Genomic DNA, 25,821 nt, shown 5'->3' on the forward strand with positions numbered 1-25,821 from the left:
GATAAAGACAGCCATTCATGATCGTTTGCTCCGTGCAGCGGTTTCTCTTTGATTTTGACTTTTCTGAAAATATACGTCGTTCCTATCACTTTACCATGGGCGCAAAATAAATGGCTACTACCATTCTTCCTGTTTTTCTCCTCAATGTTCTGGAATCTGTTTTATCAATATGCGAACGGGTATAAAAGAAACATAGAAAACATGAAGGAGGAATGTTGAAATGAAACCAGTTGTAAAAGAGTATACAAACGACGAACAGCTTATGAAGGATGTGGAAGAATTACAGCAAATGGGTGTCGCGAAAGAGGATGTATATGTCTTAGCTCACGACGATGACAGAACGGAACGGCTGGCAGACAACACGAATGCCAACACGATCGGAGCCAAAGAAACGGGTCTCAAGCACGCGGTAGGAAACATGTTTAATAAAAAAGGAGACGAGCTCCGCAATCAAATTCATGAAATCGGCTTTTCTGAAGATGAGGCCGCTCAATTCGAAAAACGTTTAGATGAAGGGAAAGTGCTTCTTTTTGTGACAGATAATGAAAAAGTGAAATCCTGGGCTTAAAGCAGGGATATAACCCAAAAGGCAAACTTTGGCCTTTTGGGTTTTTTGCGGTCTTTGCGGTGTATGGTTTGCAGAATGCCGCAATAAGATAGCGGAACATTTTCGGTTCTGCATGCCCCTCAATTTGCTATTATAATCTTTGTGAGAAATTGGAATATAATCTCACAAAATAGAAATTGGGGGTTCATAGAGAATGAAAAAAGTGATGTTAGCTACGGCTCTATTGTTAGGGTTGACTCCAGCTGGCGCGAATGCGGCGGATTTAGGCCATCAGACGTTAGGGTCAAATGATGGCTGGGGCGCGTACTCGACAGGCACGACAGGCGGATCAAAAGCATCGTCGTCGAACGTGTATACCGTCAGCAACAGAAACCAACTTGTCTCTGCGTTAGGCAAGAAAACGGATACGACGCCTAAAATCATTTACATCAAGGGTACGATTGACATGAATGTCGATGACAACCTGAAGCCGCTTGGCGCAGATGATTATGCTGACCCAGAGTACGATTTGAACAAATATTTAAAAGCTTATGATCCAAGCACATGGGGCAAAAAAGAGCCTTCCGGCACACAGGAAGAAGCCAGAGAACGTTCTCAAAAAAACCAAAAAGCAAGAGTGATGGTTGACATTCCTGCGAATACAACGATTGTCGGTTCAGGGACAAATGCCAAAATCGTGGGCGGAAACTTCCAAATCAAGAGTGATAATGTCATCATCCGCAACATCGAATTCCAGGATGCTTATGACTATTTTCCGCAATGGGACCCGACTGACGGTAGCTCAGGAAACTGGAACTCACAATATGACAACATCACAATAAACGGCGGCACGCATATATGGATTGACCATTGCACATTTAATGACGGATCCCGTCCTGACAGTACATCACCAAAGTATTACGGAAGAGAATATCAGCATCATGACGGCCAAACAGATGCTTCTAACGGCGCCAACTATATCACGATGTCTTACAACTATTATCACGATCATGATAAAAGCTCCATTTTCGGATCAAGCGACAGCAAAACCTCCGATGATGGCAAATTAAAAATTACGCTTCACCATAACCGCTACAAAAATATCGTTCAGCGCGCACCGAGAGTCCGCTTCGGGCAAGTGCACGTATACAACAACTATTATGAAGGCAGCAAAAGCTCATCCGGATATGCTTTCAGTTATGCATGGGGAATCGGCAAGTCATCTAAAATCTATGCTCAAAACAATGTCATTGACGTACCGGGACTGTCAGCTGAGAAAACAATCAGCGTGTTTAAGGGTGGAACGGCTTTATATGACTCAGGCACATTGCTGAATGGCACGCGGATCAGCGCATCAGCTGCAAACGGGCTGAGCTCTTCTGTCGGCTGGACACCATCTCTCCACGGCACAATCGATGATTCCGCGAATGTGAAATCGAATGTTATATCTCAAGCGGGTGCGGGTAAAGTAAATTAAGAAATGAAAAACACAAAGGGCAGCTCACCTTTGTGTTTTTTTAATTAATTAAATTATTTATTAATTTAGTTAAGGAGTAGAATGGGAAAGGGGATTAGAAAACAAGTATATAGGAGGAGACCTATTTATGGCTTCAGAAAAAGACGCAGGAAAACAGTCAGCAGTAAAACTTGTACCATTGCTTATTACTGTCGCTGTGGGATTGATCATCTGGTTTATTCCCGCTCCGTCCGGACTTGAACCTAAAGCTTGGCATTTGTTTGCGATCTTTGTCGCTACAATTATCGGCTTTATCTCCAAGCCCTTGCCAATGGGTGCAATCGCCATTTTTGCATTGGCGGTTACTGCACTAACTGGAACACTATCAATTGAGGATACATTAAGCGGATTCGGGAATAAGACCATCTGGCTGATCGTCATCGCATTCTTTATTTCCCGGGGATTTATCAAAACCGGACTCGGTGCGAGAATTTCGTATGTATTCGTTCAGAAATTCGGAAAAAAAACCCTTGGGCTTTCTTATTCACTGCTGTTCAGTGATTTAATACTTTCACCTGCTATTCCAAGTAATACGGCGCGTGCAGGAGGCATTATCTTTCCTATTATCAGATCATTATCCGAAACATTCGGATCAAGCCCGGCAAATGGAACAGAGAGAAAAATCGGCGCATTCTTATTAAAAACCGGTTTTCAGGGGAACCTGATCACATCTGCCATGTTCTTAACGGCGATGGCAGCGAACCCGCTGATTGCCAAGCTGGCCCATGATGTCGCAGGGGTGGACTTAACATGGACAAGCTGGGCAATCGCCGCGATTGTGCCGGGGCTTGTAAGCTTAATCATCACACCGCTTGTGATTTATAAGCTGTATCCGCCGGAAATCAAAGAAACACCGGATGCGGCGAAAATCGCCACAGAAAAACTAAAAGAAATGGGACCGTTCAAAAAGTCAGAGCTTTCTATGGTGATCGTGTTTCTTTTGGTGCTTGTGCTGTGGATTTTTGGCGGCAGCTTCAACATCGACGCAACCACCACCGCATTGATCGGTTTGGCTGTTCTCTTATTATCACAGGTTCTGACGTGGGATGATATCAAAAAAGAACAGGGCGCTTGGGATACGCTCACTTGGTTTGCGGCGCTAGTGATGCTGGCCAATTTCCTGAATGAGTTAGGCATGGTGTCTTGGTTCAGTAACGCCATGAAATCCTCCGTATCAGGATTCTCTTGGATTGTGTCCTTCTTAATCTTAATTATTGTGTATTTCTATTCACACTACTTCTTTGCAAGCGCGACAGCCCATATCAGCGCGATGTATTCAGCATTTTTGGCGGTAATCGTGGCAGCGGGCGCACCGCCGCTTTTAGCAGCGCTAAGCCTCGCATTCTTCAGCAACCTTTTCGGGTCAACGACTCACTACGGCGCTGGAGCCGCCCCGGTTTTCTTCGGAGCAGGCTATGTTTCGCAAAGTAAATGGTGGTCCATCGGATTTATTCTTTCGATCGTCCATATTATTGTATGGCTTGTGATCGGCGGATTATGGTGGAAAGTACTGGGGATATGGTAGAAAGAAAAAGGCAGACGCGGTCTGTCTTTTTTATATTCACTCCATTCAACGAATCTACATTCCTCCAATATTTTGCCCTTTTCAAGATAATGGATTTTGAAAAATAAGAAAATTAGCTATGAAAAATGGTATGATCTAGGTAGAAAGGACGGCTGGTGCTGTGGTGAAAAAGCGGTTCCATTTTTCTCTGCAAACAAAAATAATGGGGCTGATTGCGGCTCTGCTGGTTTTTGTCATTGGTGTGCTGACCATTACGTTAGCCGTTCAGCATACACAGGAAGAACGAAGACAGGCTGAGCAGCTTGCGGTTCAGACGGCGAGAACCATTTCCTATATGCCGCCGGCTAAAGAGCTTATTGAGAGAAAAGGCGGACATGCGGCAGAGGCGCAAGAGGTCATTGAACAAATGAAAGAACAGACTGGCGCTTATGCTATTTATATTTTAGATGAAAAAGGAGGCATTCGGAGCGCCTCGGGCAAAAACGGCCAAAAGAAGCTGGAGCGCAGCAGAGAAATTTTGTTTGGCGGCTCACACGTTTCTGAAACAAAAGCGGATGAACGGCGGGTGATCAGAGGGAGCGCCCCGATTATGAAAGAACAGAAGGGATACAGCCAAGTGATCGGCAGCGTATCTGTTGATTTTCTGCAAACGGAGACAGAGCAAAGCATCAAAAAACATTTGAGAAATTTGAGTGTGATCGCTGTGCTTGTGCTGCTGCTTGGATTTGCCGGTGCCGCCGCGCTGGCGAAAAGCATCAGGAAGGATACGCTTGGCCTTGAGCCGCATGAGATCGCGTCTCTTTATCGGGAGAGGAATGCAATGCTTTTCGCGATTCGAGAAGGGGTTATTGCTACCAATCGGGAAGGCGTCGTCACGATGATGAACGTGTCGGCTGCTGAGATGCTGAAGCTTCCCGAGCCTGTGATCCATCTTCCTATTGATGATGTCATGCCGGGCGCCGGGCTGAAGAATGTGCTTGAGCAAGGAGAGATGCTGCCGAACCAGGAGGTAAGTGTCAACGATCAAGTCTTTATTATCAATACGAAAGTGATGACTCAAGGCGGGCAGGCGTATGGGATTGTCGTCAGTTTCCGGGAGAAAACAGAGCTGAAAAAACTGATCGACAAACTGACAGAGGTCCGCAAATATTCAGAGGATCTTAGGGCTCAGACCCATGAATTTTCAAATAAGCTTTACGCGATCTTAGGGCTGCTTGAGCTTGGGGAGTATGATGAAGCCGTTGATCTGATTAAAGAAGAATACACGATACAAAATGAACAGCATGATATATTATTCCAGAACATCGATTCACAGCAGGTACAGGCGATTTTGCTGGGGAAAATGGGCAAAGCTTCGGAAAAAAAGGTCAAGCTGGCTATCGATGATAACAGCTCGCTCGCGCCTCTTCCTGCACATATCGGCTTATCCCATCTCATTATGATTATCGGGAACCTAATTGATAACGCTTTCGAAGCTGTAGTCGATCAAAGCGTGAAGGAGGTATTGTTTTTCATCACGGATATAGGGCATGACATTGTCATCGAAGTATCGGACACAGGGCCCGGTGTGCCGCCCGATAAGATGGAAGCTGTGTTTCAAAGAGGCTTTTCTTCAAAGGGGATGAAGAGAGGCTACGGTCTGGCCAATGTCAAAGACTCAGTGCATGAACTGGGCGGCTGGATTGAACTGGCGAATCAAAAAACTGGCGGTGCGGTATTCACTGTATTTATACCGAAGGAGAAACAAAGGGGGAATCCATTTGATTCACATCGCGATTGCGGAGGATGATTTTCGGGTTGCGCAAATCCATGAGAGATTGATTGAACAGCTTGATGGATTCAAGGTTATCGGCAAGGCGGCAAACGCAAAAGAAACAATGGCGCTTTTGGAGAAACAAAGGGCTGATTTGCTTCTGCTGGATATTTATATGCCGGACGAGCTTGGGACCACATTGATACCTGAGATACGAAGGCGTTTTCCCGAAGTGGATATTATGATTATCACAGCGGCAACAGAAACCCGGCATTTACAAGAAGCACTCCGGGCCGGGATAGCCCACTATTTGATCAAACCCGTAACGGCTGACAAGTTCAGACAGGTGCTGCTTCAGTATAAAGAAAAAAGGAAGCTACTTTTGTCTCAGCCGGAGGTCAGCCAATCTTTAATCGATCATATATTCGGGAACGGTGTGAAGACATCTTTGCCGGCAGAGGAGTTGCCGACAGGCATTAATTCGATTACACTGCGAAAAATTAAGGAAGCGCTTCGGAATGCGTCAGAAGGATTGACAGCGGAAGAGCTTGGGGAAAAAATGGGGGCGTCACGAACGACTGCCCGCCGTTATGCAGAGTACCTTGTGTCAAAGGAAGAAGCAAGAGCCGAGCTTGAGTACGGGATTATCGGCAGGCCGGAGAGAAAATATTATTTGGCGGCGGATTAGATATGAAAAAATGTATGATTCTATTGATTGCGCTATTGCTTTTTATGCAGGGTGACATCCGGCAGGCGGCTGCGCCGCGCCTGCCGGACGGGCCGGTTGAAATTGTCGTCCCCGCCGAGCCTTCTGGCGGCTGGGATGTCACAGCGCAGGCGATCCAATCCGTTCTGCGGCAGAAGCAGATCGTAAAGGGTGAAGTTCATATCGTCTATAAACCGGGCGGCGGGGGAGATAAAGGCTGGAAGTATGTCAACAAAAGCAGTAAACAGACCATCAGCATGACGTCCAGTTTAATCCTGAGCAATGATCTTCTCGGGCAGAGCAAATTAAAAACGGGCGATTTTACTCTGCTTGCCATTCTCTCTAAGGAATGGCATACGGTTGCATTGCCAAAAGGATCGGCGATAGCAAACGGCAAGGATTTGCTGAATAAGATTAAGATGAATCCCGGTAAGGTAAAAATCGGCTTTGCGCCGGGGTTTGGAAATGATGATCAGCTTTCGTTCGTCAGAGCGGCAGATATGTACGGCATTGACCCTTTTAATATTCAATTTTTGCAGTATGAAAGCAGTGAACAGCTCATTCAGGCGCTGATCAGACATGAGATAGAAGCGGCTTCAATGACACTTTCTGAAGCGAAACCATATGAGCGGCACGGAGATATCACGTTAGCTGCTGTAACGTCTGATAAAAGACTTTCCGGTTTCCCGGACGTACCGACGTGGAAGGAGCAGGGGATCCCATTTGTGTTTTCTCATTGGAGAGGGATTTTGGGCCCGAAAAACATGTCGGAGGAAGAGATTTCTTACTGGGATCAAGCGCTAAAGAAGGTCACATCTTCGCCCGAGTGGAAGCGGAAAATAAACGAACAGGACTGGGAAAGCTTTTATTTGAACAGCAGGGAAACGAAACGGTTTCTTGAACAGCAATCCGCTTTTTATCAAAGCATTATGACAGGAAATTAAGATCCCGGCATGTCCGGGATTTTTTTCGTGTCGAAAAACCCTCGCATTCATTGTCAAGTCTGCGCGTCGGTGCTCACCAGTTATGAAAGGAACGGCGGCTAATCGCTCGGGCGTCCTGCATAAACGCCACCGTCATCACATCCTGTGAAAGTCTGCTCCAATGCTCGCCTTTCCTAGACTTCAAAGGGTATCAATCACGCTATCTTTTTATGTGCCCAGAAATGATCAAAAAGAACATAACGGTTTTTAAAATTTAAAAATACAAAAAAACCAAATTATTTACTTGTGATTGGTTTTCCCATACGATGGCAAAAAGGCAAGACAAAAAGGGGAGTAAGGGAGAAGAAATGTAAGCGGATTCATTTAAGGGGGAATGGATGTGTTAGCAATCTTAGGCTTTCTCATGATGCTCGTGTTTATGGCATTGATCATGACAAAACGGCTCTCTGTACTGACAGCGTTAGTTTTGACGCCGATTGTGTTTGCGCTCATCGCCGGATTTGGATTTACTGAAGTCGGGGACATGATGATTTCTGGGATTCAGCAGGTAGCGCCGACTGCGGTCATGATAATGTTTGCGATTTTATATTTTGGAATTATGATTGATACAGGACTGTTTGATCCTGTGGTTGGGAAAATCTTAAGCATGGTCAAAGGCGACCCGTTAAAAATTGTTGTCGGGACCGCGGTTCTCACGATGCTCGTCGCCTTGGACGGGGATGGTTCGACCACTTATATGATTACGACAAGCGCGATGCTTCCTCTCTATCTGCTGCTCGGCATCCGGCCGATTATCCTGGCGGGCATCGCGGGTGTCGGCATGGGGATCATGAACACGATTCCGTGGGGAGGCGCGACGCCGCGGGCGGCGAGTGCGCTGGGGGTTGATCCGGCTGAGCTAACAGGGCCGATGATTCCTGTCATCGCAAGCGGGATGCTTTGTATGGTTGCGGTTGCGTATGTGCTTGGAAAAGCAGAACGAAAACGCCTTGGCGTCATTGAACTGAAACAGCCGGCCAATGCCAATGAACCGGCAGCTGCGGTTGAAGATGAGTGGAAGCGGCCGAAGCTATGGTGGTTCAATTTATTGTTAACGCTTTCTTTGATAGGATGTTTAGTATCGGGGAAAGTCAGTTTAACCGTACTGTTTGTCATTGCGTTCTGCATCGCACTGATTGTGAATTATCCAAACCTTGAGCACCAGAGACAGCGCATTTCGGCGCATTCCGCCAACGTGCTTGCGATTGGCTCGATGATTTTTGCTGCGGGGGTTTTTACGGGGATTTTGACAGGCACCAAAATGGTTGATGAAATGGCGATTTCGCTCGTGTCTATGATTCCAGAACAAATGGGCGGGCTGATCCCGGCGATTGTGGCCTTAACAAGCGGCATTTTCACATTCCTGATGCCGAATGACGCGTATTTCTACGGGGTGTTGCCGATTTTATCAGAAACGGCTGTCGCATACGGTGTGGATAAAGTGGAAATTGCCAGAGCTTCTATCATCGGCCAGCCCATTCATATGCTGAGCCCGCTTGTCCCGTCCACTCATTTGCTTGTCGGACTTGTCGGGGTTTCTATTGACGATCATCAAAAATTCGCATTGAAGTGGGCGGTTCTCGCAGTCATCGTCATGACGGCTGTTGCTCTATTGATAGGCACCATCTCTATTTCCGTATGATAATTCAGGCGTAATGACATACACTAACGGCATCAACATACCGGAGGTGTCTTCATGAGTGATCCTTATATGCCGCTGACTTCAGTCAGAAGCGGAACGGGGTTTGAAGCGGCAAAAGGAGTGCACGGCGTAACTGTGCAAATTGCGAATGTTTATTTTATTCAGCTGCCTTCTGAACCTCACTCATTTGTTTTAATTGATGCCGGCATGCCTCAATCAGCCGACATGATAGTCAATGAAGCTAAACAACGATTTGGCGATGATTTTCAGCTCAAGGCGATTATCCTTACACACGGGCACTTTGATCATATCGGGGCAATCGAAGAGCTTCTTGAGCATTGGGATGTTCCTGTTTATGTCCATTCTCGGGAAATGCCTTATGTAACAGGTAAAGAGGATTATCCTCAGGCTCGTCCTGACAGCAAAAGCGGGCTGGTTGCCAAGCTTTCGCCGCTGTTTCCGCGGCACTCTATCGATATTTCGTCACAAGTGCAGGCACTGCCGGAAGACGGCTCTGTACCGTTTCTTGACGAATGGATGTGGATTGCGACTCCCGGACACACCCCCGGCCATATTTCGTTATTTCGCGAGGAGGGGCGTGTGCTTGTGGCAGGCGATGCTGTCATTACAGTGGAACAGGAGAAAATGGCTGACGTCTTGATTCAAAAACAGGAGCTTCATGGGCCGCCGGCTTATTTTACGCCTGATACAGAGACGGCAGCAGAATCCATTCAGAAGCTTGCCGGCCTTGAACCGGAAGCGCTGCTGACCGGGCACGGCATACCGATGACCGGCAAAAACTTTCGCAGCGACTTAACTGAATTGGCAAATCGCCTATCGTCTCTTTGACACCCGCACACGCGGGTGTTTTTATTGTTTTTCCAAGAAGATGCAGGGAAACCATTTGTCTTCCCGCTTAAAAACGATACAATGAGAAGCATGAATGCGATTTGAAGGAGAGAGTTTGTTGAAAGAAAAAGAAATACTCTGGAACGAAGCGAAAGCGTTTATTGCAGCATGCTATCAGGAGTTGGGGAAGGAAGAGGAAGTGAAAGACCGTCTCGATAGCATAAAAAGTGAAATTGACCGGACCGGGAGCTATACACATACGAAGGAAGAGCTTGCTCACGGAGCGAAAATGGCTTGGAGAAACAGCAATCGCTGCATCGGCAGATTGTTCTGGAATTCTCTGAATGTCATCGACAGGCGTGACGTCCGTACGAAGGAGGATGTGCGGGGCGCCCTTTTTCATCACATTGAAACCGCCACAAATAACGGGAAAATCAGGCCGACCATTACGATTTTTCCTCCGGAAGAGAAGGGTGAAAAGCAAGTCGAGATTTGGAATCATCAGCTGATACGGTATGCTGGTTATGAGTCAGGCGGAGAAAGAATCGGCGACCCGGCTTCCCGTTCCCTTACCGCAGCCTGCGAACAGCTTGGCTGGCGCGGAGAGCGAACCGATTTTGACTTGCTGCCGCTCATTTTTCGCATGAAAGGCGACGAACAGCCTGTCTGGTATGAACTGCCGCGTTCACTTGTCATCGAGGTTCCAATCACACATCCGGACATCGAAGCGTTTTCTGATCTGGGGCTGAAATGGTACGGCGTGCCAATTATTTCTGATATGAAGCTCGAGGTCGGAGGCATTCATTATAATGCCGCGCCGTTTAACGGCTGGTACATGGGCACGGAGATCGGAGCAAGAAACCTGGCGGATGAAAAGCGATACGACAAGCTCAAAAAAGTGGCGTCCGTTATCGGCATCACCGCTGATTACAATGCTGATTTATGGAAGGATCAAGCGCTTGTTGAACTGAATAAAGCGGTGCTGCACTCGTATAAAAAGCAAGGTGTCAGCATCGTTGACCATCATACGGCAGCAAGCCAGTTCAAACGGTTTGAAGAACAGGAGGAAGAAGCGGGCAGAGAACTGACGGGGGACTGGACGTGGCTGATTCCGCCGATTTCACCCGCTGCCACTCATATCTTCCACCGTTCCTATGATAACGCAATCGTTAAGCCGAATTACTTTTATCAGGATAAGCCCTACGAATAAACAATGGAAAATCGTTGATGGCCTTCTAGACTGCTGGATTCAGTGACTGAGAGGTCGGTAACCTTTGAGAAAGGACTGCCTTTTTTTACAGCCTCAAGAAACGATTGTAACGTGTTTTCCGGGCCTTCCGCCAAAATCTCGACACGGCCGTCATCACGGTTTTTGACCCAGCCTGCCAGTTTTCGCTTGTCAGCTTCCATTTGAACAAAATAGCGAAAGCCCACACCTTGAACCCGGCCGTCTGCAACGATTCGATATTGAAGCATGGAAAAACCACCTTTTCTTTTTATGATAATCAATCATTTTACAACCTGTAAAGGGGATGTGTTCGTATGAAAACACCGCACTATTCAGTTCTTTCTCTTAATCTCGGGAAGCCGCAGACGCTTGAATATGACGGAAAGAAAATCGAAACCGGCATCATGAAGCAGCCGGCTGATTCCGCTGTCATGCTGTATCGGGAGAATTTTGATGGAGACGGACAGGCGGATCTCATCAATCATGGGGGACCTGATAAGGCGGTCTGTGTCTATCCGGCAGAGCACTATCCGTTTTGGGAAGAGTTCCTCTCAAGACCGCTGCCAAGCGCTGCGTTTGGTGAAAATCTGACCGTCAAGGGCCTGACCGAGGAGAACGTTTGCATCGGGGATGTGTACAAGCTTGATGAAGCTGTTGTCCAGGTCAGCCAGCCGCGCCAGCCGTGTGTAAAGCTGGCGAAAAAGTTTGGCGTAAAGGATATGGTGATGAAGGTTCAAGAAACCGGCTATACCGGATTTTATTTTCGCGTGCTGGAAGCGGGCAGAGTGTCTCCCGGCGCCAAACTTGAATTGCTGTCCAGAGGCGAGAAAGACATATCCGTTCAATTCGCAAACCGTATCAAATACCATGATGCGAAAAACCTCGCCGCCATTGAACGGATTTTAAGTGAAGACACACTGTCGGAAAGCTGGAGAGCGTCCTTTATGAAAAAAAGGGACAGGCTGCAGCCGGCTGAATAGAAAAAAAGCCGCGCATACAACGTGCGCGGCTTTACTATTCTTAAGATCAATTTTTCTTTGTTTCAAGCAGGTTGGCAAGAAAATAGGTTTTATAGCTTTGAAGCTTTCTTCCTTCATAGTGCGTGATCCCCTGCTTTTTTAATTCTGCCACATACCAGCCTTTACTGCCGTAATGCATGTCAGAAAACTCCTTTCCCTATCTCTCCCGCTGGAGAGGATTTTACCAAGCGATTGGCATTGTAACATCTATGGAAAGATGCTGAAAAGAGGTGCGGGAAAAACTGAGCCTTTTGCACTAGCTGTAAGAATCTTCTTCTGTATGTATATGCGGAGAAAAGGCTGAGTATGATTTAATGGCCGGTCAGTTTGATGATGACAACGCCCAATGTCATAATGCTGAAAACAATGCCGATATATGTGAGCATCCCGTTTTTTTTCTTCACGCCATAAACGGTCATAATAATACCTTCAATGAAAAAAATGATGCCGAAAATAATAAACCACATGCAGATAAAGGCTCCTTTCGCAGACATAATAGTAGTGTAGCATATCTTGAAGAGCCGGGCTGTGACAATATCAAGAAAGCCGGGCAGCATATGCGCCCGGCTCTTGTTTTTTATTGCTTATCAACCAATTTGACCAGCAGCTGTGCCAAATGTTTTTTCTCGTCTTCATCCGCAACACTCCAAAGCTCTTGCAGGAGCATTTCTTCACTGTTGTGCGGCTCTTCATGCTTCGCGAGGTAGTCTCCCAGAATCGCGGCGCTTTTCACAAGCTTGCCGTCGTCCAATCCCAGCTTTTTGCCTCGGTTGACTTGTTTACTCAAGTAGTCTTTAAATTCCTCAAAGTCTTTTAAGATTTCTTCTTTTGTTATGCCATGCATGGCATTCATTTCGTTTTCAATTTGGATTTTTTCTGGATCTCTGTTCATCGCAATACCTCCTCCTGCGGGATAGTGATGTTTTACCTGCAATTGGAGGAGGTTAAACCTTCCGGCAGCCCGGAATGTGTTTTACAGTTTTGTCAGGATAATCGGCTCATCTTTTGTGATAACGATGGTGTGTTCAACTTGGGCAACCATGCTTTGATCAGGCGTCTTGAACGTCCAGCCGTCTCCAGCTTCAACAATTGTTTCCGCTTTCGTTGAAATAAACGGTTCAAGCGCGATAACTGTGCCGTTTTTGAAAAGCGCGTTATCAAACGGATCATAATAATTCATGATGTGGTTTGGCGCTTCATGCAGGCTTCTGCCGATTCCGTGGCCGGTCAGGGTTTTGATGACGGTAAAGCCTTTAGAGCGTGCTTCATGATAAACGGCTCTTCCGATTTGGTTTTGGCGCTTGCCTGCTTTTGCCTGCTGCAGCCCTTTTTGGAAAGCGTCTTCCGCGCATTGGCAAAGCTTATGAAGGCGTTCTTCTCCTTCGCCGAGCACAAATGAGATGCCTGTGTCGGAATAAAAACCGCCGAATTCAGCGGAGATGTCAATGTTCACAAGATCTCCCGCTTTTAAAATTTTGGAAGTGCTTGGTATGCCGTGAGCCACTTCATCATTTACGCTGATGCATGTCACACCCGGAAAATCGTATTCCTTCTCAGGAGCTGAAACTGCACCGTGCTCATCAAGAACCGCTTTTCCGATAAGGTCAAGGTCTTTTGTGCTCATGCCGGGCTCTGCTTTCCGTTTCATTTCTTCACGCGCCAGCGCTACGATTCTTCCGATTTTTTTCAGGCCTTCTAATTCTTGATCGTTTGTTACAATCATCTGTCATTCCCGCTTTCTTTTTAAATAATCTATTTTAAGCTTACCACAACTGCCTTAAAAATAGGAAACACACGGACCTGGGAAAAAAGAAACACCCCGGGAAAATTGGTATAGATCACTAGATATCCTATATGGTATATTTGAAAAAAAAAGGGTATGAGGGGGATGGGTATGCTTTCATTTTTACAAAAACTCGGGAAGTCATTTATGCTTCCGATTGCGGTTCTTCCTGCGGTTGGAATTATCCTTGCGCTTGGCAGAGAGGATTTATTGAATATCCCGTTTGTCTATCAAGCGGGGGCGGCGATTTTTGATCATCTGCCGCTCATTTTCGCGATCGGAATTGCCATCGGCATTTCAAAGGACAGCAATGGGGCCGCGGGTTTATCAGGCGCGATTTCATATCTGATGCTGGACGCAGCGACAAAGACAATTGATAAAACAAACAACATGGCGGTGTTTGGAGGAATCATTGCCGGTTTAATTGCCGGTTACACCTATAACCGCTTCAAGGATACAAAGCTGCCTGAATATCTGGGATTCTTCAGCGGCAGGCGGCTTGTGCCGATTGTAACAGCCATTATTACGATTATTTTAGCCGGCATCTTCGGAACCGTCTGGCCGCCGATTCAATCAGGGATTAATACGTTTGGAGAATGGATGCTGGGGCTCGGCGGCATCGGGGCTGGCATATTCGGCCTGTTCAACAGGCTGTTAATACCGCTTGGTCTTCACCACGTGTTGAACAATATTTTCTGGTTCCAATTCGGAGAATATAACGGAGTGACGGGAGACCTGGCGCGCTTTTTCGCGAAAGATCCGACTGCGGGCACATATATGACCGGTTTCTTCCCAATCATGATGTTCGGTCTTCCGGCGGCGTGTCTGGCTATGGTTGTGACTGCAAAGCCGTCAAAACGGAAAGCAACGGCGGGAATGATGATCGGATTTGCCTTGACTGCGTTTATCACAGGGATTACGGAGCCGATTGAGTTTGCGTTTATGTTTTTGTCTCCGCTATTATACGCTGTTCACGCGGTCTTAACCGGGCTGTCTTTATTTATCGTCAACTTGCTCGGCATCCGCTCAGGCTTCTCTTTTTCAGCAGGAGCCATCGATTATGTGCTCAGCTACGGAATTGCAGAAAAGCCGCTGCTTCTGCTTCTGGTAGGCATATGCTATGCGGCTGTATACTTTATTGTGTTTTATGTGCTGATTAAGGCATTGAATTTAAAAACGCCGGGACGGGAAGATGATGATGTGGATGAAGTGCTGGATGAAAATACCGTTCAGGATGTGAATGAAAACATCATGCTCAAAGGGCTCGGCGGAAAAGAAAACCTTCAAACCATTGATCATTGCGCCACAAGGCTGCGGCTGACTGTGAAGAATACCGCTTTAGTGGATGAAGCGCTGCTAAAGAAAGCAGGCGCAAAAGGGGTTGTCAAATCAGGCGGACAATCGGTTCAAGTCATCATTGGCCCAAATGTGGAATTTGCGGCGGAGGAATTGAGAGCTGCGGTAAAATAAAAAAGCGGAGAGGGCATCCTCTCCGCTTCAGCGTGTCGACAAACCTTCGCATTCGTTGTCAGTCCTGCGCGTCGATGCTCACGAATTCCGACATTCGCTGTGCTTCGATGCTCGTCCTTCCTAGAATTCAAGGGTTTTCAATCACGCTGAAAAGATGACAAAATCCTAAAACTTAACCGTTTTAGGATTTTGTCAACAATATGAAGCGGAGAGGGCATCCTCTCCGCTTTTTCTTATTGATCTGCATCTTCCGTTGACGTTTCGGAAGAATCTTCGTCACGTTTTGTGTAATCATAATCAGAAGGGTTCACCTTCGTAAAACCTTTCGGCTCGTAGAAACGCAGCAGGTCTCCGTTTATGATTTTATCGGACATTTCAAGTTCTTTCTTGACGAGGGAGTCTTCTGACTTGTCGACTTCAGATTCCTCAAGCTCTTTTCCGGTTTTTGTATCGTAATACTTTCCGGATACTTTCGTGTACTTCGGTGAAACAAAATCTCCGTTACGGAACGGAATCACTTCACGGTGTTCTTTAGATAAAATATCAGAACCGGACATCAGATAGTCTTTCGTATCCACTCCGAGCAAATGCAGAATGGTAGGAGCCACATCGACGTCTCCGGCATATTTATGAACTCTCTCGCCCTTCACGCCGGCAGCGTGGATAAAGAGCGGAACCCGTTGAAGCTGGGCGTTGTCATAATCGGTAATTTCATCTTTGTCAAGCACTTTGGCCATCGCTTTATTGTGGTTTTCAGAGATGCCGTAATGGTCTCCGTACATCACGATAATCGATTGGTCATATAGCCCGTCTTTTTTCAGGTCATTGAAAAATTGTTCAATAGACTGATCAAGGTAATGGGCTGACTGGAAGTAGTTGTTGACGACAGAGTCACCAAAGTCTCCAGCCGGGAAGTCTGTATCCCCCTCATCCATTCCGAATGGGAAGTGGTTAGACAGGGTAATAAACTTCGTATAGAATGGTTGCGGCAGGCTTTCTAACAGCGGCATTGATTCTTTAAAGAACGGTTTGTCTTTCATGCCGTAGTTTTTCGTGTTTTCTTCGTTCATGTCATAGTAGGCAGAATCGAAGAACTTATCAATGCCTTCCGCTTTGTACATTTCGTTACGGTTCCAGAACGTCTGCGTGTTTCCGTGGAACGAAGCAGATGTGTAATCCTTAGACTTCAGAATCGCCGGAACGGATTGAAGCGTGTTTTGCGCTTTGTTTACGAAAACGGAACCTTGAGCCAGCGGGTACAGAGAGTTTTCCATCATAAATTCCGCATCGGATGTTTTACCCTGTCCCGTTTGGTGGAAAAAGTTATCAAAGTAGAACGTTTCGTTATCATGTGCCAGTTTATTTAAGAACGGTGTGACTTCTTTGCCGTCAATTTTATAGTCGATGATAAAGGACTGCAGAGATTCAAGTGAAACATAAATGACGTTTTTTCCTTCCGCTTTGCCGAAATACACGTTATTCGGCACGTCGTAATTGGCTTTCATGTAGTTTTCCACTTCCGTCACGTCGCTGGAATCGGCAAGCGCGCGCTGACTGTTGGACTTGATATTCTGGACAGCGTCATAAATCGTGAAATTGTATGTGCCTAAGTATTTCACCAGATAGTTTCGGTCGAATGATCTTGTCAGCAATTCAGGGCGGTCTGATTCCGCAACTGCCAGGTTGATGAGGAAAACAAGAATCGAAGACGCAAGAACGATTCGGAACGATTTTTTGCTCGACGTTTCTACAGGCTTGTTCACTTTGATCGCCAAGATGATCAGAATGATCGTATCGATAAAGTAAAAGACGTCAGCCGGGCTCATCAGCGAAAATGCGCTGTCGCCGAGTTGGCCGCCGTTTGTTTTAGCCTGCATAAGGACCGGAATTGTAATAAAATCATTGAAAAATCTGTAGTACACAATGTTTGCGTACAGTAAAAAAGACATTAAAAAATGAATCACTATGATGGCTGTCTGCTGTAATTTTTTCTTGAACAAAAGTCCAAAGCCAAGAAAGAACAAGCTTGAGCTGAGAGGATTCACAAAAAGCAATATTTTTTGTATCGTGTTGTCTATTCCTAAGTTGAAATTCAGGACATAACCGACATACGTTTTGATCCATAATAGGACGACCGCGATTAAGAAGAAGGCCAGTCCTCTTTCTTTTATAAATGTTTTCATTGTTACACTCCTTTTTTCCGATCACAGTTCGAGCGAAACGATAGAAAAAACGAACGTATCAAATATAACACGAATCAGCAGATTAGAAAAGTGAAAATCGTCTGGTGGAAAAAGTGGCGAAAAACGCCGTCGAATCAATGTTTTTCTTTACATAGTGCCCTAATATAAAAAAGGTTTCTTTGTGGAAACGAAGGAATAAAATGGAACGATGGCTACTGTATGGTAAAATAGAGGAAATGGCTGAAAAGAGGTGAAAGGATGGATTTTTCCCATATTGTGTCTGAAGATAAAATAAAGCGCGCCATCAAAGACGGAGAATTTGAAAACCTGCCGGGAATGGGAAAACCGCTGCCGAAGGATGACGCGGCACACTTGCCGGAATCGCTCCGCATGAGCTACCGTATGTTAAAAAATGCGGGGATGGCAGAGGACGAGGGCGCGCTCAAAAAAGAACTCATGACCATCGACCATTTAATCGCAAAGTGTCTTGACGAAAAAGAACGGGAACAATTAATCAGAAAAAAAACTGAAAAGCAGATGATGCTTGATAAGCTTGTCGGCAAAAAAGGCATGTTTTCAAAGCCAGCATCCGCTTTTTATAAGAATAAAGTATATGACCGGCTTGGACGAAACAGACCTTCTTCCAGCTGATTTGTCTTGTCTAAAAGGATGGTGATTGATAAAAGCCATCCTCTTTATGTTCCAATGGTCTCTGTCTAAAATGTTTATGTTTATCCGTCGTGGGGGAAATGACTCATAAACGAAAAAAGGGTGATGGGATGGAACGACTATTAGAATGGGTAGAACGTATATCTGATTGGCTGTGGGGGCCGCCGCTAATCATCTTGCTGACGGGTACGGGATTGTATTTCACCATTTTGCTGAAATGTTTTCAATTTCGCTATCCTTTATACATTTTCAAGCAAACGATCGGCAGCGTAGGAAAGAAGCCGAAGGGAGAGGGCACAGTCACACCGCTTCAGGCATTGACGTCAGCCCTCAGCTCAACAATCGGTGCGGCGAATATTGTCGGTGTGCCTGCCGCTATTATGTTTGGCGGTCCCGGAGCGGTTTTTTGGATGTGGTTTATTGCCTTATTTGCCATGGCGATTAAGTTTTCTGAAAGTGTGCTTGCTGTTCATTACAGAGAAAAAAATGAGCAGGGGGAATTTGTCGGGGGACCGATGTATTACATAACAAAAGGGCTACGCATGAAATGGCTCGGCGTATTTTTCTCTGTAGCGCTGATCGTGGAGCTGATCCCGAGCATTATGGTTCAGGGGAATTCGGTTTCAGTCTCTCTTGCCCAAACGTTTTCTTTCAATAAAATATATGCGGGAATCGGCATTGCGTTTTTGATTGGATTAGTGGTGATAGGAGGGGTAAAGCGGATTGGAAAAGTAACAGAGTTCATCGTGCCTCTTATGGCAGGGGCATATGTTGGGGCCGGTCTCTTGATTTTTCTCACGAATCTTTCAGCGGTGCCGGCGTTTTTCTCTCTTATCTTTTCGAATGCGTTTACCTCAACTTCAGCAGTTGGAGGGTTCGCAGGTGCTGCGCTGGCTGAAACCGTTCGCTGGGGCTTTGCCCGCGGGCTGTATTCTAATGAAGCCGGAATGGGAACAGCGCCGATTGCACATGCGGCGGCCATGACTGATCACCCTGTGAGGCAAGGGTTCTGGTCTGTGATCGGCATTGTCATTGACACCTTGATCATCTGCACTACCACGGCTTTTATCGTCATTACATCCGGTGTTTGGACAGGAGGAAATGCCTCAAATGACCCGGCAGCACTGACAACGGCTGCGTTTCAGCACTATTTCGGTTCCGGCGGAGGGTACTTCGTCTCGATTGCCCTTGTCTTCTTTGTGATATCGACCATTATGGTTGTTATTTTTTACGGCGTTAAGCAAGCTGAATTTCTGTTCGGACGGCTGGCAGGACATGTGATCAAAATCGTATATTTAGCGGCTATTATCATAGGGGCCGCAGGCGGAGCAAAAGCCATCTGGGGATTTCTGGACTTAGCATTAGTTTTTATTGTCGTTCCGAATGTGATTGCGCTGCTGTTATTGAGCAGAAAGGTAAAAGCACTATATACCGAGTTTTTCACATCTGAACAGTACTACCTGAAAGACAGAGGAAAAACCAAACAGAATGCTGTTTATCAGACAAAAGAAACCAAAAACTCTTAGTGTTTTGCCCTCGCACCGGCTAGCGATTTCGTTTTGACAAATAGATAAATGAGCAAAGGCAGCAAAAAGGAAATGAACACATTGATGACCGGTTTGACTCTGTTAAAGTCGATCAGATGGTTTGTGTTTTGGAAAAACCAAAAGCTGCATACTAGAGAAAACATGCCGGTCGGTGTGTACATAGCTTTTACCTCAATTGTTGAATGTAAGAAGGAAAGCCCGTATACCACCTGCGATTTTCACCATAATGACGGGGATCCGCAAGGCTGCGATCTGAACGGTCTAAAAAATCAGTAATTCGGATATGCCTGATCACCATATAGGCCGGATCAAAAAAAGTAGATGTCAGGTTGGGACATCACCGCTAGCAATAAAGCTCCTAGCAGTATCGCGATAATGGTGTGTTTCAGCGGGATGCTCCAGCTTGAGAAGAGAAGCGGAAGGATGATCAATACCTCCATCGTCCCAAAGGCATCAAAACTGATTGGAGGTATTGGATCGGTCCTTCAAAGACCGGTGTTACATTTTGCAGCTCAATTTGTTCGGCAAGTGTAAACGGAAGGAACAAGGCCAAGGTGCCGAATGGAACTAAAAAGAGCCGCGCCATTCTGTTCAACGTTTCTTTTCCTTCTCTGGCAATACAGATCACTGCAGAAATAATGACGCCGCCAAGAACGGCCATTGGTGTTCGGGAGAAATAAAATATGAATCAGATTGATGAAAAAACCTATATCATGAGCGTTGATTAACAGGAAATAGAAAGAAAACAGAAAAATGATAAATCGGCCTTCTAGAAGCTGGGCGGCGACGGTATCGGGTCTTTCCGTGTATTGCAGCTGGGGAAAGGCGAGTACGTGTCGTCTTCGATAAACTCTTCAATATATCCGCTTTCTAACACGGCATCAATCTTGATGTTTTTGCTTCTTTTTTCACTTTGTCAATGACCTTTGGATCAGCAATCCCGTCAATATAGGCCAAGGCAATGTACCGATTTTAAAAGAGATCATTTTTAGCTGAAGCGTTTTGACGCGAAAGCGCACAAGAGCGGTACCCCTCTCTTAATCCTCTGATGATCGATTCTGTGATCGGTTCCTCAATGCTTCTTCTTTGCCCACCTTTTATTTTAAGGATCAGGCATTTTGAATGCCCGTCTGCAAACAAAACCGCGTTTCCCTCAATGATGGATTCAGCCACTTTGCTTACACTCGTTTCTGCCGCTACGTTTGATATCGATAGAGTGTTTTGCAGCGCTTCCTCATGTTCATCAATTTGATCTGTCAGATGCCTCAAGAAAGGACGGAGGGCGTTGTCCTGTATTTGTTCAACTTCAATATAAACAATAAACCCGCACAGCCCGTTTTCGAAGTCAAATTGCCTAAATACGATGTCTGAGCAGCCTTCTGTTCATAAGGTCAGATGATCGAGGTTTTCCTTAAATCAGGAGAGATCGGTCTGTCCTGATTGTCTTCAAGCTCTTTGATGAGCTGAAGCGCTTTTTCGCGTTTATCCCAAGTGGTTGATCCTGCTATTTCAATGTCTTATTCAACAAGTGCTTGTGACTTTTAGGGTAACCTTGTCTGTTTCAGATATTCTCAGTCTGGGATGAAAGCGCTATAAAAAGTTGTTGACTACATGTATATACAGGAATACAATGTAATCATGAGTTGTATATACAAGTTATAAAAAACGGATACGGAGGGGTTGGCATGGGGGAACTGAACACATCGGCACGGCAGATTGTCGAAGCAGTCGGCGGCGCCGAAAATATTGCAGCGGCAACTCATTGTGTTACACGTTTGCGTTTTGCATTGATAGATGAAAGCAAAGTTGACCAAGAAGTGCTTGATCAAATTGACATTGTAAAGGGATCGTTTTCAACAAACGGGCAATTTCAGGTCGTGATCGGCCAAGGAACGGTCAACAAAGTATATGCAGAATTGGTCAAGGAAACGGGGATTGGCGAGTCAACAAAGGACGAAGTGAAGAAGGCTTCAGAAAACAATATGAATCATTTGCAGCGTGCTGTGAAAACGCTTGCAGATATTTTTATTCCGATATTGCCTGCGATTGTCACGGCGGGTCTCTTGATGGGGATCAATAACATTTTAACGGCGCAAGGCATTTTCTTCAGCACAAAATCGATTGTGCAGGTCTATCCGCAGTGGGCGGATCTTGCTAATATGATTAACCTGATTGCGGGAACGGCCTTTACGTTTCTGCCTGCGTTAATCGGCTGGTCAGCGGTCAAACGGTTCGGTGGCAACCCGCTGCTTGGCATTGTGCTCGGCGTGATGCTCGTGCATCCTGATTTGTTGAATGCGTGGGGATATGGCGCTGCAGAACAAAGCGGAAAGATTCCGGTATGGAATTTGTTCGGCCTTGAGGTGCAGAAAGTCGGCTATCAGGGACAGGTGCTCCCGATTTTGCTTGCTTCTTATATGCTGGCGAAAATCGAGGTGTTTTTAACAAAAAGGACACCTGAAGGCATACAGCTGCTCGTTGTCGCGCCGATTACGCTTCTCGTAACAGGTTTTGCCTCTTTTATTATCATCGGCCCGGTTACATTTGCGATCGGAAACGTGCTGACTTCAGGGCTTATCTCGGTGTTCGGCTCTTTTGCCGCAGTGGGCGGTTTGTTATATGGCGGTTTCTACTCGGCGCTTGTGATTACCGGCATGCATCACACGTTTCTTGCAGTCGACCTGCAGCTCATCGGCTCAAAGCTCGGCGGCACATTTTTATGGCCGATGCTGGCGCTTTCGAATATCGCACAAGGTTCGGCAGCGCTGGCCATGATGTTTATCGTGAAGGATGAGAAACAAAAAGGCCTTTCCCTCACGTCAGGGATTTCTGCTTATCTCGGCATTACAGAACCTGCCATCTTCGGGGTGAATCTGCGATACAGATTCCCGTTTATCATTGCGATGGTCAGCTCCGGGATTGCCGGAATGTATATTTCTACTCAAGGGGTGCTGGCAAGCTCCGTCGGTGTCGGCGGCGTGCCGGGGATTTTCTCAATCATGAGCCAGTACTGGGGCGCGTTTGCAATCGGGATGGCAATTGTGTTGATCGTGCCGTTTGCCGGAACATACGCGTATGCAAGATTCAAACATAAATAACGAATGGGAGCGGGACGTGTTTTAACGTTCCCTTTTCCCGTTTTTATTTTATAAAACGGTGGTGGAGACAGATGAAAACAGAACAAACACCATGGTGGAAAAAAGCTGTGGTCTATCAAATTTATCCGAAAAGCTTTAACGATACGACGGGGAACGGTGTCGGCGATCTGAACGGCATTATTGAAAAGCTTGATTACTTAAAAACACTTCAGGTGGATGTGCTTTGGCTGACACCGATTTATGATTCCCCGCAGCATGATAATGGGTACGATATTCGTGATTATTACTCGATTTATCCTGAATATGGGACGATGGACGATTTTGAGCGGTTACTGTCCGAAGCGCATAAAAGAGGCCTGAAAGTCGTCATGGATCTTGTCGTCAATCATACGTCAACAGAGCACAAATGGTTTCAAGAGGCGATTTCGTCAAAAGACAGCCCATACCGTGATTTTTATATATGGAAAACCCCGCAGGAAAACGGTTCTGTTCCGACAAACTGGGAATCGAAATTCGGCGGCTCCGCATGGGAGCTTGATGAAGCATCGGGCCAATACTATTTGCACCTGTTTGATGTGACGCAGGCTGATTTGAATTGGGAAAATGAAGAGGTTAGAAAGCATATCTATGACATGATGCATTTTTGGTTTGAAAAGGGAATAGACGGCTTCAGGCTTGATGTCATTAACCTGATCTCTAAAGATCAGCGCTTTCCGAATGCGGAAGGCGGAGGCGATGGCCGTTCCTTTTACACTGATGGGCCGCGGGTGCACGAATATCTGCATGAAATGAACGAAAAGGTGTTTTCGCATTACGACAGTATGACGGTCGGCGAGATGTCTTCAACGACCGTAGACCATTGTATCCGGTATACAAATCCCGCCAATAAAGAACTTGATATGACGTTCAGCTTCCATCATCTCAAGGTCGACTATCCAAACGGTGAAAAATGGGCCTTGGCGCCGTTTGACTTTTTGAAGCTGAAGAAGATCTTATCCGAGTGGCAGACGGGGATGCACGTTGGAGGGGGATGGAACGCTCTGTTCTGGTGCAATCACGATCAGCCGCGCGTTGTATCCAGATATGGAGATGACGGCGCGTACAGGGTGAAATCGGCGAAAATGCTCGCTGCCGCCATTCATATGATGCAGGGCACGCCTTATATTTATCAGGGCGAGGAGCTGGGAATGACGAATCCGAAGTTTACCGACATCAGCTCCTATCGGGATGTCGAATCACTGAACATGTATCACGCTTTTAAGGAAAAAGGGATGGCTGATCAAGAGATCACAGCGATTTTACAGGCGAAATCCCGAGACAACTCCAGAACGCCTGTCCAGTGGGATGATACGCAGAATGGCGGTTTTACAACGGGCGCGCCATGGATACCGGTCGCCGGAAACTATCATGAAATCAATGTCGAAGCGGCGCTGAAGGATCAGAACTCAGTGTTCTATCATTATCAAAAACTGATCCAGATTCGAAAAACGTATGACATTGTGACAGAGGGGACGTATGAGTTAATCGCAAAGGATGATCCGAACATTTTTGCATATCTCAGACACGGCAACAATGAAAAGCTGCTCGTGATCAATAACTTTTACGGGATTGAGGCAGCCTTTACAATGCCGGACTCTTTAGCGCCTGGCGAGTGGAAGGCAGAGGTGCTGTTGAGCAACGATGATGTGAGGGAAGGACTGCAGAACATGACGCTCCGTCCGTATGAGTCCATTGTTTATCGTTTAACGAAACCGTGTTAAACTGAGCTGGGTGGTCCATAATGAAGGCGAATAAATTTATTGCAATTTATAAAGACATCGCACAGCAAATTGAAGGCGGCCGGTGGAAAGCGGAGGAGATTCTTCCGTCTGAACATGAGTTGACCGCACAGTACGGTACATCGAGAGAAACGGTCCGAAAGGCGCTTCACATGCTTGCGCAAAACGGCTATATCCAGAAAATCAGAGGGAAGGGCTCCGTCGTTCTCAACCGTGAAAAAATGCAGTTTCCCGTCTCGGGCCTTGTCAGTTTCAAGGAGCTCGCGCAAACACTTGGCAAAGAAACGAAAACAACTGTACACAAATTCGGGCTCGGGCCTCCGTCAGAGCTGATCCAAAAACAGCTCCGTGCTAACTCGGATGAGGACATCTGGGAAGTCATCAGGTCAAGAAAGATTGACGGAGAACATGTGATTTTGGACAAGGATTACTTTTTCAGAAAGCATGTGCCCCACCTGACGAAAGAAATTTGTGAGAACTCTATATATGAATATATAGAAGGAGAGCTCGGTCTTTCGATCAGTTATGCGCAAAAAGAAATTGTAGCCGAGCCGTGTACGGATGAGGACAGGGAGCTGCTTGATTTACGAGGTTATGACCATATGGTCGTGGTGAGAAACTACGTCTTTTTGGAGGATACGAGTCTCTTTCAATATACGGAAAGCAGACACCGCCTGGACAAATTCCGGTTTGTCGATTTTGCGCGGCGGGGAAAATGAGAAAGGCGCCTGCCTGCGGCAGCGCGCTTTTTTTGTTTGGTATCAAAATTGATACTATCCAACAAAAATGTGCGTACTTTTACTTTTTGCGATAACGGCTACAATAGAGTTGAGAGTAACCAAAAGGAGAGGTGTTTTACATGGCAGATCTCAAGAAACAAATTCTGGATGCGTACCATTTCAGACATGCGACAAAGGAATTTGACCCGAATAAAAAAGTATCAGACAGCGATTTTGAATTTATTTTAGAAACAGGAAGACTGTCTCCGAGCTCACTCGGCCTTGAGCCTTGGAAATTCGTTGTCGTTCAAAATCCGGAATTTCGCGAGAAGCTTCGCGAATACACATGGGGCGCTCAAAAGCAGCTTCCAACCGCAAGCCATTTCGTTCTGATTCTTGCGCGTACAGCGAAGGATATCAAATACGATGGGGACTACATCAAACGTCATTTAAAAGAAGTGAAACAAATGCCTCAGGACGTTTGCGAAGGCTATCTCAGCAAAACGGAAGAGTTCCAGAAACACGATCTGCATTTGCTTGAAAGTGACAGAACATTGTTTGACTGGGCTTCAAAACAAACTTATATTGCGCTTGGCAACATGATGACTGCCGCTGCGCAAATCGGTGTTGATTCCTGCCCTGTGGAAGGCTTCCAATATGATCACATTCACCGTATTCTTGAAGAAGAAGGCCTTCTGGAAAACGGAAGCTTCGACATTTCTGTGATGGTGGCGTTCGGCTACCGCGTGAGAGACCCTCGCCCGAAAACAAGAGCGGCTGTTGAAGATGTTGTGAAGTGGGTGTAA

The 25,821-nt window shown here is 46.2% G+C and carries 23 protein-coding genes and 2 pseudogenes; 17 read left to right on the plus strand and 8 right to left on the minus strand.

The features are described 5' to 3' along the window. The first annotated feature begins 220 nt into the window (after positions 1-220). The 9 genes from ABZM97_RS04195 to nosA all read left to right on the plus strand — a co-directional run bounded on the left by ABZM97_RS04195 (position 221) and on the right by nosA (position 10,731). Complete coding sequence (locus tag ABZM97_RS04195) at positions 221-568, plus strand: general stress protein (RefSeq protein WP_010330324.1); 348 nt, start codon at positions 221-223, stop codon at positions 566-568. A gap of 193 nt (positions 569-761) precedes the next feature. Next, on the plus strand, positions 762-2,024 hold the full coding sequence (locus ABZM97_RS04200) for a pectate lyase (RefSeq protein WP_087992530.1): 1,263 nt from the start codon (positions 762-764) through the stop codon (positions 2,022-2,024). Between the two features lie 127 nt (positions 2,025-2,151). Continuing rightward, positions 2,152-3,588, plus strand: coding sequence for an anion permease (locus tag ABZM97_RS04205; RefSeq protein WP_087992531.1), 1,437 nt, complete (start codon positions 2,152-2,154; stop codon positions 3,586-3,588). A 160-nt stretch (positions 3,589-3,748) separates the two neighbouring features. Beyond that, entirely contained in the window at positions 3,749-5,377 is a 1,629-nt protein-coding gene (locus ABZM97_RS04210; RefSeq protein WP_087992532.1) for a sensor histidine kinase, read from the plus strand. Next, positions 5,349-6,029, plus strand: coding sequence for a response regulator (locus tag ABZM97_RS04215; protein ID WP_087992533.1), 681 nt, complete (start codon positions 5,349-5,351; stop codon positions 6,027-6,029). Before ABZM97_RS04210 ends, ABZM97_RS04215 begins: the two co-directional genes overlap by 29 nt. 2 nt (positions 6,030-6,031) lie before the next feature. Continuing rightward, positions 6,032-6,991 carry a tripartite tricarboxylate transporter substrate binding protein gene (locus ABZM97_RS04220; RefSeq protein ID WP_087992534.1) on the plus strand — a complete coding sequence of 320 codons (960 nt, stop codon included), beginning with the start codon at positions 6,032-6,034 and terminating at the stop codon, positions 6,989-6,991. A gap of 379 nt (positions 6,992-7,370) precedes the next feature. Further along, on the plus strand, positions 7,371-8,672 hold the full coding sequence (gene citM, locus ABZM97_RS04225) for a citrate transporter CitM (RefSeq protein WP_087992535.1): 1,302 nt from the start codon (positions 7,371-7,373) through the stop codon (positions 8,670-8,672). 54 nt (positions 8,673-8,726) lie between these two features. After that, positions 8,727-9,521 (plus strand): MBL fold metallo-hydrolase, encoded by a 795-nt coding sequence (locus ABZM97_RS04230; protein WP_087992536.1) that lies wholly within the window; start codon positions 8,727-8,729, stop codon positions 9,519-9,521. Between the two features lie 118 nt (positions 9,522-9,639). Further along, positions 9,640-10,731, plus strand: coding sequence for a nitric oxide synthase (gene nosA, locus ABZM97_RS04235; protein WP_087992537.1), 1,092 nt, complete (start codon positions 9,640-9,642; stop codon positions 10,729-10,731). Here nosA and ABZM97_RS04240 read toward each other — a convergent pair. Continuing rightward, a complete protein-coding gene (locus ABZM97_RS04240) occupies positions 10,722-10,997 on the minus strand; it encodes an acylphosphatase (protein WP_087992538.1) in 276 nt (91 codons plus the stop codon). The two genes, nosA and ABZM97_RS04240, sit on opposite strands and share 10 nt — an antisense overlap. 66 nt (positions 10,998-11,063) lie before the next feature. Between ABZM97_RS04240 and ABZM97_RS04245 the strand changes: the two genes are divergently transcribed. Beyond that, entirely contained in the window at positions 11,064-11,729 is a 666-nt protein-coding gene (locus ABZM97_RS04245) for an MOSC domain-containing protein (protein ID WP_087992539.1), read from the plus strand. A 46-nt stretch (positions 11,730-11,775) separates the two neighbouring features. On the opposite strand, the gene ABZM97_RS04250 is transcribed toward ABZM97_RS04245, so the two are convergent. From ABZM97_RS04250 to map, 4 genes are all read right to left on the minus strand, one after another. Further along, the gene (locus ABZM97_RS04250) at positions 11,776-11,907 is read right to left on the minus strand and encodes a YflJ family protein (protein ID WP_087992540.1); all 132 of its coding nucleotides are present in this window, start codon (positions 11,905-11,907) and stop codon (positions 11,776-11,778) included. A gap of 172 nt (positions 11,908-12,079) precedes the next feature. Continuing rightward, positions 12,080-12,235 carry a hypothetical protein gene (locus ABZM97_RS04255; RefSeq protein WP_148963599.1) on the minus strand — a complete coding sequence of 52 codons (156 nt, stop codon included), beginning with the start codon at positions 12,233-12,235 and terminating at the stop codon, positions 12,080-12,082. A gap of 110 nt (positions 12,236-12,345) precedes the next feature. Beyond that, on the minus strand, positions 12,346-12,660 hold the full coding sequence (locus tag ABZM97_RS04260; RefSeq protein WP_087992541.1) for a DUF3243 domain-containing protein: 315 nt from the start codon (positions 12,658-12,660) through the stop codon (positions 12,346-12,348). Positions 12,661-12,741: 81 nt separating this feature from the next. Next, a complete protein-coding gene (gene map, locus ABZM97_RS04265; protein WP_087992542.1) occupies positions 12,742-13,491 on the minus strand; it encodes a type I methionyl aminopeptidase in 750 nt (249 codons plus the stop codon). 171 nt (positions 13,492-13,662) lie between these two features. Here map and nagE point away from each other — a divergent pair, with 171 nt between their 5' ends. Then, a complete protein-coding gene (gene nagE, locus ABZM97_RS04270) occupies positions 13,663-15,021 on the plus strand; it encodes an N-acetylglucosamine-specific PTS transporter subunit IIBC (RefSeq protein WP_087992543.1) in 1,359 nt (452 codons plus the stop codon). A gap of 233 nt (positions 15,022-15,254) precedes the next feature. Here nagE and ltaS read toward each other — a convergent pair whose 3' ends face one another. Beyond that, positions 15,255-17,204 carry a lipoteichoic acid synthase gene (gene ltaS / locus ABZM97_RS04275; RefSeq protein WP_087992545.1) on the minus strand — a complete coding sequence of 650 codons (1,950 nt, stop codon included), beginning with the start codon at positions 17,202-17,204 and terminating at the stop codon, positions 15,255-15,257. Positions 17,205-17,462: 258 nt separating this feature from the next. Here ltaS and ABZM97_RS04280 point away from each other — a divergent pair, with 258 nt between their 5' ends. Both ABZM97_RS04280 and ABZM97_RS04285 read left to right on the plus strand, forming a co-directional pair. Further along, positions 17,463-17,855: a DUF1992 domain-containing protein gene (locus ABZM97_RS04280; protein WP_087992546.1), complete on the plus strand. Its 393-nt coding sequence runs from the start codon at positions 17,463-17,465 to the stop codon at positions 17,853-17,855. A 128-nt stretch (positions 17,856-17,983) separates the two neighbouring features. Next, positions 17,984-19,399 carry a sodium:alanine symporter family protein gene (locus ABZM97_RS04285; protein WP_202328291.1) on the plus strand — a complete coding sequence of 472 codons (1,416 nt, stop codon included), beginning with the start codon at positions 17,984-17,986 and terminating at the stop codon, positions 19,397-19,399. Here ABZM97_RS04285 and ABZM97_RS04290 read toward each other — a convergent pair. Further along, positions 19,396-20,187: pseudogene (locus ABZM97_RS04290) on the minus strand (endospore germination permease); the annotation flags it as partial. The gene ABZM97_RS04285 and the pseudogene ABZM97_RS04290 overlap by 4 nt on opposite strands. Further along, a pseudogene (locus ABZM97_RS04295) lies at positions 20,170-20,928 on the minus strand (spore germination protein); the annotation flags it as partial. The pseudogenes ABZM97_RS04295 and ABZM97_RS04290, both read right to left, overlap by 18 nt. Positions 20,929-21,105: 177 nt before the next feature. On the opposite strand from ABZM97_RS04295, the gene treP reads away from it, so the two are divergent. The 4 genes from treP (at position 21,106) to ABZM97_RS04315 (ending at position 25,821) form a co-directional block, all read left to right on the plus strand. After that, the gene (treP, locus tag ABZM97_RS04300) at positions 21,106-22,518 is read left to right on the plus strand and encodes a PTS system trehalose-specific EIIBC component (protein WP_333516709.1); all 1,413 of its coding nucleotides are present in this window, start codon (positions 21,106-21,108) and stop codon (positions 22,516-22,518) included. Positions 22,519-22,589: 71 nt separating this feature from the next. Beyond that, complete coding sequence (gene treC / locus ABZM97_RS04305) at positions 22,590-24,278, plus strand: alpha,alpha-phosphotrehalase (RefSeq protein WP_333516708.1); 1,689 nt, start codon at positions 22,590-22,592, stop codon at positions 24,276-24,278. 20 nt (positions 24,279-24,298) lie between these two features. Beyond that, positions 24,299-25,015 (plus strand): trehalose operon repressor, encoded by a 717-nt coding sequence (gene treR / locus ABZM97_RS04310; RefSeq protein ID WP_289346687.1) that lies wholly within the window; start codon positions 24,299-24,301, stop codon positions 25,013-25,015. A 140-nt stretch (positions 25,016-25,155) separates the two neighbouring features. Then, positions 25,156-25,821, plus strand: a complete 666-nt coding sequence (locus tag ABZM97_RS04315) for an NAD(P)H-dependent oxidoreductase (protein WP_087992550.1) — start codon at positions 25,156-25,158, stop codon at positions 25,819-25,821.

It is taken from the genome of Bacillus vallismortis, assembly GCF_040784915.1.
GTDB classification, from domain to species: domain Bacteria; phylum Bacillota; class Bacilli; order Bacillales; family Bacillaceae; genus Bacillus; species Bacillus subtilis_G.

What these genes read in the sequence shown, in the direction of transcription:
- ABZM97_RS04195 (WP_010330324.1), top strand. Translation starts at nt 221, where the DNA reads ATGAAACCAGTTGTAAAAGAGTATACAAACGACGAACAGCTTATGAAG.
- ABZM97_RS04200 (WP_087992530.1), top strand. Translation starts at nt 762, where the DNA reads ATGAAAAAAGTGATGTTAGCTACGGCTCTATTGTTAGGGTTGACTCCA.
- ABZM97_RS04205 (WP_087992531.1), top strand. Translation starts at nt 2,152, where the DNA reads ATGGCTTCAGAAAAAGACGCAGGAAAACAGTCAGCAGTAAAACTTGTA.
- ABZM97_RS04220 (WP_087992534.1), top strand. Translation starts at nt 6,032, where the DNA reads ATGAAAAAATGTATGATTCTATTGATTGCGCTATTGCTTTTTATGCAG.
- ABZM97_RS04230 (WP_087992536.1), top strand. Translation starts at nt 8,727, where the DNA reads ATGAGTGATCCTTATATGCCGCTGACTTCAGTCAGAAGCGGAACGGGG.
- ABZM97_RS04240 (WP_087992538.1), bottom strand. Translation starts at nt 10,997, where the DNA reads ATGCTTCAATATCGAATCGTTGCAGACGGCCGGGTTCAAGGTGTGGGC.
- ABZM97_RS04245 (WP_087992539.1), top strand. Translation starts at nt 11,064, where the DNA reads ATGAAAACACCGCACTATTCAGTTCTTTCTCTTAATCTCGGGAAGCCG.
- ABZM97_RS04250 (WP_087992540.1), bottom strand. Translation starts at nt 11,907, where the DNA reads ATGCATTACGGCAGTAAAGGCTGGTATGTGGCAGAATTAAAAAAGCAG.
- ABZM97_RS04255 (WP_148963599.1), bottom strand. Translation starts at nt 12,235, where the DNA reads ATGTGGTTTATTATTTTCGGCATCATTTTTTTCATTGAAGGTATTATT.
- ABZM97_RS04260 (WP_087992541.1), bottom strand. Translation starts at nt 12,660, where the DNA reads ATGAACAGAGATCCAGAAAAAATCCAAATTGAAAACGAAATGAATGCC.
- map (WP_087992542.1), bottom strand. Translation starts at nt 13,491, where the DNA reads ATGATTGTAACAAACGATCAAGAATTAGAAGGCCTGAAAAAAATCGGA.
- nagE (WP_087992543.1), top strand. Translation starts at nt 13,663, where the DNA reads ATGCTTTCATTTTTACAAAAACTCGGGAAGTCATTTATGCTTCCGATT.
- ltaS (WP_087992545.1), bottom strand. Translation starts at nt 17,204, where the DNA reads ATGAAAACATTTATAAAAGAAAGAGGACTGGCCTTCTTCTTAATCGCG.
- ABZM97_RS04280 (WP_087992546.1), top strand. Translation starts at nt 17,463, where the DNA reads ATGGATTTTTCCCATATTGTGTCTGAAGATAAAATAAAGCGCGCCATC.
- ABZM97_RS04285 (WP_202328291.1), top strand. Translation starts at nt 17,984, where the DNA reads ATGGAACGACTATTAGAATGGGTAGAACGTATATCTGATTGGCTGTGG.
- treP (WP_333516709.1), top strand. Translation starts at nt 21,106, where the DNA reads ATGGGGGAACTGAACACATCGGCACGGCAGATTGTCGAAGCAGTCGGC.
- treC (WP_333516708.1), top strand. Translation starts at nt 22,590, where the DNA reads ATGAAAACAGAACAAACACCATGGTGGAAAAAAGCTGTGGTCTATCAA.
- treR (WP_289346687.1), top strand. Translation starts at nt 24,299, where the DNA reads ATGAAGGCGAATAAATTTATTGCAATTTATAAAGACATCGCACAGCAA.
- ABZM97_RS04315 (WP_087992550.1), top strand. Translation starts at nt 25,156, where the DNA reads ATGGCAGATCTCAAGAAACAAATTCTGGATGCGTACCATTTCAGACAT.